Source organism: Isoptericola sp. NPDC057391 (assembly GCF_042668085.1).
Lineage (GTDB): Bacteria > Actinomycetota > Actinomycetes > Actinomycetales > Cellulomonadaceae > Isoptericola.
Window position 1 is genome coordinate 1 of record NZ_JBHVBO010000202.1, and the last position, 7,090, is coordinate 7,090.

General features: G+C 72.2%; 4 protein-coding genes. 1 reads left to right on the forward strand and 3 read right to left on the reverse strand.

Annotated features, from left to right (window positions below; all coding sequences use genetic code 11):
• Positions 1-56: 56 nt before the first annotated feature.
• The 3 genes from ACFUVW_RS18285 to ACFUVW_RS18295 are packed head-to-tail and all read right to left on the reverse strand — an operon-like array spanning position 57 to position 5,958.
• A complete protein-coding gene (locus tag ACFUVW_RS18285; protein ID WP_430572731.1) occupies positions 57-1,331 on the reverse strand; it encodes an acetate/propionate family kinase in 1,275 nt (424 codons plus the stop codon).
• Entirely contained in the window at positions 1,328-3,466 is a 2,139-nt protein-coding gene (pta, locus tag ACFUVW_RS18290; protein ID WP_430572732.1) for a phosphate acetyltransferase, read from the reverse strand. The genes ACFUVW_RS18285 and pta overlap by 4 nt, the downstream gene beginning before the upstream one ends.
• Positions 3,463-5,958, reverse strand: coding sequence for a phosphoketolase (locus tag ACFUVW_RS18295; protein WP_430572733.1), 2,496 nt, complete (start codon positions 5,956-5,958; stop codon positions 3,463-3,465). The genes pta and ACFUVW_RS18295 overlap by 4 nt, the downstream gene beginning before the upstream one ends.
• 170 nt (positions 5,959-6,128) lie before the next feature.
• Here ACFUVW_RS18295 and ACFUVW_RS18300 point away from each other — a divergent pair, with 170 nt between their 5' ends.
• The gene (locus tag ACFUVW_RS18300) at positions 6,129-7,025 is read left to right on the forward strand and encodes an SURF1 family protein (protein ID WP_430572734.1); all 897 of its coding nucleotides are present in this window, start codon (positions 6,129-6,131) and stop codon (positions 7,023-7,025) included.
• The last annotated feature ends 65 nt before the right edge of the window (positions 7,026-7,090 follow it).

Genomic DNA, 7,090 nt, shown 5'->3' on the forward strand with positions numbered 1-7,090 from the left:
GATCCTCAAACGGGCCGTTTGAGGATCAAGTCAGCACGCTCGATGCATCCAGTGGGTCAGCCCGCCGTGACCGACGACGCCGGGCGCAGGCGCTCGACCGCCTCGACGCACTGCCGGGCGATGGCGAGCTCCTCCATGGTGGGGATCACCATGACCAGCGTCGACGTCCAGTCGGGCGAGATGATGCGCTCGTCCCGCCTCGACGCCGAGTTGCGCTCCGGGTCGACGGCGATGCCCATGCCCTCGAGGCCCGCGCAGACGGCGGCGCGGACCGCGGCGTCGTTCTCGCCGACGCCCGCGGTGAAGGCGATGACGTCCACCCGGCCCAGCAGGGCGGCGTAGGCGCCCACGTACTTCTTCAGGCGGTGGACGTAGACGTCGAACGCGAGCGCGGCCGCCTCGTCGCCGTCGTCGATGAGGCGCCGCAGCTCGCGGAAGTCGTTCACCCCCGACAGGCCCAGCATCCCCGAGCGCTTGTTGAGCAGCGTGTCGAGCTCGTCGATGCCCATCTCGGCGTTGCGGGCCAGGTGGAAGACGACGGCCGGGTCGATGTCGCCGGACCGGGTGCCCATCACGAGGCCCTCCAGCGGCGTGAGCCCCATGGACGTGTCGATCGGGACGCCGCCCGCCACCGCCGACGCGGACGCCCCGTTGCCCAGGTGCAGCACGATCGTGTGCAGGTCCTGCACCCGGCGGCCCAGCACGCGCGCCACCTTGCCCGCCACGTACTGGTGGCTGGTGCCGTGGAAGCCGTACCGGCGCACGTCGTACTCCTGCGCGACCTTGCGGTCGATGGCGTACGTGTACGCCTCGGCGGGCAGCGCGGAGAAGAACGCCGTGTCGAAGACGGCGACGTGCGGGACGTCGGACAGCAGCTCGCGCGCCACCCGGATGCCCTGCACGTTGGCCGGGTTGTGCAGCGGCGCGAGCGGCACGAGCGCGTCGATGCGGGCCACGACGTCGTCGTCCACCACGACCGGGCCGGAGAACTCGGCCCCGCCGTGCACCACGCGGTGCCCGACGGCGTAGATGCCGGCGTCCGCGAGGCGCGGCCCGATCTCGTCGAACAGGCCCAGCGCGATCCGCAGCGCCTCGCCGTGGTCCGGCACCTCCAGCTCGCGGCGGGTCTTGTTGCCCGCGAACGTGTGCGTGACGATGCCGGACGGCTCGCCGATGCGCTCGATGGTGCCGGCCGCGATCGCCTCCCCGCCCACGGGGTTGACGAGCTGGTACTTGAGCGACGACGAGCCCGAGTTGAGCACCAGCACGGAGCCGTGCGCCCCGTACGCGCTGTACGGGTTGGGCCGCTCGGCCTCGGGGACGATGCTCATGCGGAGGCCTCCTGTGCCTGGGTCGACGGGGCCGGGAGCGACTGCGCCTGGATCGCCGTGATGGCGACCGTGTTGACGATGTCGGCGACCAGCGCGCCGCGCGACAGGTCGTTGACCGGCTTGTTCAGGCCCTGCAGCACCGGGCCGACGGCGACCGCGCCGGCCGAGCGCTGCACGGCCTTGTAGGTGTTGTTGCCGGTGTTGAGGTCCGGGAAGACGAACACCGTCGCCTGCCCGGCCACCGACGACTCCGGCAGCTTGGACTTCGCGACCGACGCGTCCACGGCGGCGTCGTACTGGATCGGCCCCTCGACGGACAGGTCGGGACGGCGCTCGCGGACCAGCCCGGTCGCGGTGCGCACCTTGTCGACGTCCGCGCCGGAGCCCGACGTGCCCGTCGAGTACGACAGCATCGCGACCTTCGGGTCGACGCCGAACTGCGCCGCCGTCGCCGACGACGAGATGGCGATGTCCGCGAGCTGCTCTGCCGTCGGGTCGGGGATCACCGCGCAGTCGCCGTACACCAGCACCCGGTCCTGCAGGCACATGAGGAACACCGACGACACCACGGAGACGCCCGGCTGGGTCTTGACGATCTCGAACGACGGCCGGATGGTGTGCGCCGTCGTGTGCGCGGCGCCCGACACCATGCCGTCCGCGAGGCCGAGGTGCACCATCATCGTGCCGAAGTACGACACGTCGGTGACGATCTCCCGGGCCCGCTCGACCGTCATGCCCTTGTGGGCGCGCAGCTGCGCGTACTCCGCGGCGAACCTCTCCACGTGCTCCGGGTCGGTGGGGGAGAGCACCGTGGCGTCGGCGATGTCGAGGCCGAGCTCGGCCGCGCGGGCGCGGATCGCCGTCTCGTCGCCGAGGATCACCAGGTCCGCGATGCCGCGGGCCAGCACGGTGGACGCGGCCCGCAGGATGCGGTCGTCGTCGCCCTCGGGCAGCACGACGCGGCGCCGGTCGCCACGCGCCCGCTCGATGAGCTCGTACTCGAACATCAGCGGCGTGACGACGCGCGTGCGCGGCAGGTCCAGGCGGGCCAGCAGCGCCGCGCCGTCCACGTGCTGCTCGAACAGGGCGCGCGCGACGTCGATCTTGCGCGTCGAGGCGACCGTGACGTAGCCGTGCGTCTCCGCCGCGCGCCGGGCCGCCTGGAACGTGTCGAGCGCGGTGGCGACCACCGGGACGCGCGGCCCGAGCGCCGACAGCAGCTGCGCGATCACGCCGCGCGGCACGTACCCGCCGGTGAGCACGATGCCCGCCAGGGACGGGAACGTGGCGGCGGAGTGCGCGGACAGCAGGCCGAGCAGCACGTCCGAGCGGTCGCCGGGCAGGATGACGACGGCGCCGTCGGACAGGTGGTCGAGCACGTGCTCGAACGACATCGCCCCGACGATGACCTCCAGCGCCTCGCGGCCCAGCAGGTCGGCGTCGCCGAGCATGAGCGTGCCCTCCACGGCCTCGGCCAGGCGGCCGACCGTGGGCGCGTGCAGGAACGGCTCCTCGGGGATCGTCCACACGGGCAGGTCGACGTCGCCGACCAGCGCCGTGGCGCCCGCGGCGAGCACCCGCGGGGGGCACCGGTTCACCACGACGCCCACGGGCTGCGCGTGGTTGGCGTGCAGCTCCGACAGGCTGAGGCGTACCAGCGCGCGCACGTCCTCCGGCGAGCGCTCGCGGCCGGAGGCCACGAGCAGCACCGGGGCGCCGAGGTTGGCCGCCACGCGCGCGTTGAACGCCAGCTCCGTGGCGCCCGCGACGTCCGTGTAGTCCGTGCCGACCACGACGACGGCGTCGCACCGCTCCGCGACCGCGTGGTAGCGGTCGAGGATGCGGGCGAGCGCGGCCTCCGGGTCGGCGTGCACGTCGTCGTAGGTGACGCCGACCGCGTCCTCGTACGTCAGGTCGACGCCGTCGTGCGCGAGCAGCATCTCCAGCACGTGGTCGCGTGGGGCGTCGCCCCCCGCGTCCGACGCCGGCGGCGACGGGACGCGGGAGACGGCGCGGAACACCCCGACGCGCGAGACCTGCCGGACCAGCAGGTCCAGCACGCCCAGCGCGACCGTCGACTTGCCGGTCTCGCCCTCGGGGGAGGCGATGTAGAGAGAACGGGTCGTGCTCGTCACTCGTTGTCGCCGCCCGTCGCCGCCGCGGCGTCGTACTGGGGCCCGCCGTTCTCGGTGCCCGTCTCGCCGACGTCCGGCCACACCCAGTCGCGCACCTCGGGGATGTCCTCGCCGTGCTCACGGGTGTACTGCCGCGCCGCGAGGCGGGCGTCGACCATCTCCTGGCGCAGGCCCGCGTACCGCGAGCGCAGCGCCGGCACCCGGTCGATGACGTCGACGACGAGGTGGTACCGGTCGATGTCGTTGAGCATCGCCATGTCGAAGGGCGTCGTCGTGGTGCCCTCCTCCTTGTACCCGCGCACGTGGATGTTGGGGTGGTTGGTGCGCCGGTACGTGAGGCGGTGGATGAGCCACGGGTAGCCGTGGTAGTTGAAGATCACCGGCTTGTCTGCCGTGAACAGGGTGTCGAAGTCCTTGTCCGACAGGCCGTGCGGGTGCTCCTTCTCGTCCTGCAGCCGCATGAGGTCGACGACGTTCACCACCCGGACCTTGAGGTCCGGGATGCGGTGGCGCAGGATGTCGGCCGCCGCGAGCACCTCGAGCGTGGGCACGTCGCCCGCGGCGCCGAGCACGACGTCCGGGTCCTCGCCCTCCACCTCGGTGCCCGCCCACTCCCAGATGCCCAGGCCGCGCGTGCAGTGCGCGATCGCCTGCTCCATCGTGAGGAACTGCGGCGCCGGCTGCTTGCCCGCCACCACGACGTTCACGTACTGGCGCGAGCGCAGGATGTGGTCGTAGGTGCTCAGCAGGGTGTTGGCGTCCGGCGGCAGATACACCCGGACGATCTCGGCCTTCTTGTTCACGACGTGGTCGATGAAGCCCGGGTCCTGGTGGCTGAAGCCGTTGTGGTCCTGGCGCCACACGTGGCTGGAGAGCAGGTAGTTGAGGCTCGCGACCGGGCGCCGCCACGGGATGTGGTTGGTGACCTTGAGCCACTTGGCGTGCTGGTTGAACATCGAGTCGACGATGTGGATGAAGGCCTCGTAGCTGGTGAACAGCCCGTGCCGCCCCGTGAGCAGGTAGCCCTCCAGCCAGCCCTGGCACTGGTGCTCGCTGAGCATCTCCATGACGCGCCCCGCGCGGGCCAGGTGCTCGTCGACGTCCGGGCCGAAGAAGTCCGCGTTCCACTGCTTGTCGGTGACCTCGTAGACCGCCTGTAGGCGGTTCGACGCCGTCTCGTCCGGGCCGAAGATGCGGAAGTTGTCGGGGTTGAGGCGCACGACGTCGGTGAGCCACTGGCCCAGCACGCGCGTCGCCTCCGCGACCGCGCCGCCCGGGGCCTCGACGTCCACCGCGTAGTCGCGGAAGTCCGGCAGGCGCAGGTCCTTGAGCAGCAGCCCGCCGTTGGCGTGCGGGTTGGCGCTCATCCGCAGCTCGCCCGTCGGCGCCTGGTCGGCGATCTCGTCGAGGAGCCTGCCGTGCTCGTCGAACAGCTCCTGGGCCCGGTACGACTCGAGCCAGCCGCGCAGCACCTCCAGGTGCTCCGGGGTGTCCCGGGCGCTCGCGAGCGGCACCTGGTGGGCGCGCCACGAGTCCTCGGTCTTCTTGCCGTCGATGACGGGCGGGCACGTCCAGCCCTTCGGCGTGCGGAACACGATCATCGGCCACGCGGGCCGCTCGTCGTTGCCCGCCGCGGCCTCGGCCTTGATGCGCGCGATGTGGTCGAGCACCTCGTCGAGGAGCTGCGCGAACCGTGCGTGGGCCGCCGCGTGGTCCTCGCCGTCGAACCCGCCGACGAAGAAGTACGGGGTGTGGCCGTAGCCGATCATGAGGTCGCGCAGCTCGTCGTCGCTGATGCGGCCGAGCACCGTCGGGTTGGCGATCTTGTACCCGTTGAGGTGCAGGATCGGCAGCACGACGCCGTCGTCGACGGGGTTGACGAACTTGTTGGAGTGCCAGCTGGTCGCCAGCGGACCCGTCTCGGCCTCGCCGTCGCCCACGACGGCCGCGACCAGCAGGTCCGGGTTGTCGAACGCCGCGCCGTACGCGTGGCTGAGCGCGTAGCCGAGCTCGCCGCCCTCGTGGATGGACCCCGGCGTCTCCGGGGCCACGTGCGACGGGATGCCGCCCGGGAACGAGAACTGCCGGAACAGCCGCCGCAGGCCCTCGTCGTCCTGCGTGATGTCCGAGTACGTCTCGGAGTAGGTGCCCTCGAGGTAGGTGTTCGCCACCAGCCCGGGGCCGCCGTGGCCGGGGCCCGCGACGTAGATCGTGGACTGCCCGCGCTCCTTGATCGCCCGGTTGAGGTGCGCGTACAGGAAGTTCAGGCCCGGCGTCGTGCCCCAGTGCCCGAGCAGGCGGGGCTTCACGTGGTCGCGGGTGAGGGGCTCGCGCAGCAGGGGGTTGTCCAGCAGGTAGATCTGCCCGATGGACAGGTAGTTCGCCGCCCGCCACCACCGGTCGATCCGGTCGATCGTCTCCGCCGAGAGCTCGGTGCCGTCGCCGGCACGCCACGGCGTGGAGCTGACGTTCGGGGTGGTCGTGGTGCTCATCACACGCTCCTGGGGCTCGGGGAAGACCGGCGCCTTCATTCCACCGCACCCGGTGCCCGAATGCAGCATGACCGGCGAGGTCAGAGGACGTGACGTCGATCTGGCGAGGTGTCAGGTGCTCCCGGCGCACGGATTCCTGGGCTGGGCGCCGGGCCGATTACGGTGGTGCCGTGCCCAGCCCCCAGCCCGCCCGCAGGTCGTTCTGGGCGGTCGCCCTCCAGCCCCGCATGATCGGGATCCTGCTCCTCTTCCTGCTCGCGGCCGCCGTGTGCGGCCGCCTCGGCGTGTGGCAGCTCGACCGCGCCTACCAGCGCGCCGAGCTCGCCGCCCAGCAGGAGGCGGCCGAGGAGGCAGCGCACGGGCCGGAGGCGCTGGGCGACCTGCTGCCGCCGCAGACGTCGTTCCCGGGCGAGCTGGTGGGCACCGAGGCGTGGGTGACGGGGGAGTACGAGCCCGAGGGGCAGATGCTCGTCGCCGGACGTGCGCTCGACGGCCGCACGGGTTACCTGGTCCTCACGCCGTTGCGGGTGACCGACGACGGCACGGGCGGCGCGTCGTGGGCGGACCTGTCGGGGCCGCCCGTGCTGCCCGTCGTCCGTGGCTGGGTGGACTCGCCCGCCCCCGGCGACGCGGCGCTCGACGTCCCCGAGGGCGAGGTGCGCGTCACCGGGTGGCTGCAGGCGTCGGAGTCCGTGCAGGAGGGCGGCGAGCCGCTGCCCGACAACCCGGACGGCCCGCCGCTCATCGACTCCATCTCCACCGGCGCGCTGGTGAACACGTGGGGCGGGCCGATCTACTCCGGGTACGCCGTGCTCACGACGTCCGCCCCCGCGCAGGCGACCGTCGCCGAGGGCGGCCCCGCCCCGCTGCCGCGCCCCGTGCTCGAGGGCAGCGACGGCGTCAACCTGCAGAACCTCTTCTACGCGCTGCAGTGGTGGGTGTTCGGGCTGTTCGCCGTGCTGCTGTGGATCCGGCTCGTGCGCGACGAGGCCGCCGGGACGAGGCGCGGCAGCCATGACGGCTCCGACGACCCCGTGGGCACCGGGATCGCCGGCCTGCCCGGCTGACCTGCTCTTGAATCGTGCGTGCTGAATTGATCCTCAAACCGGCCGTTTGAGGATCAATTCAGCAC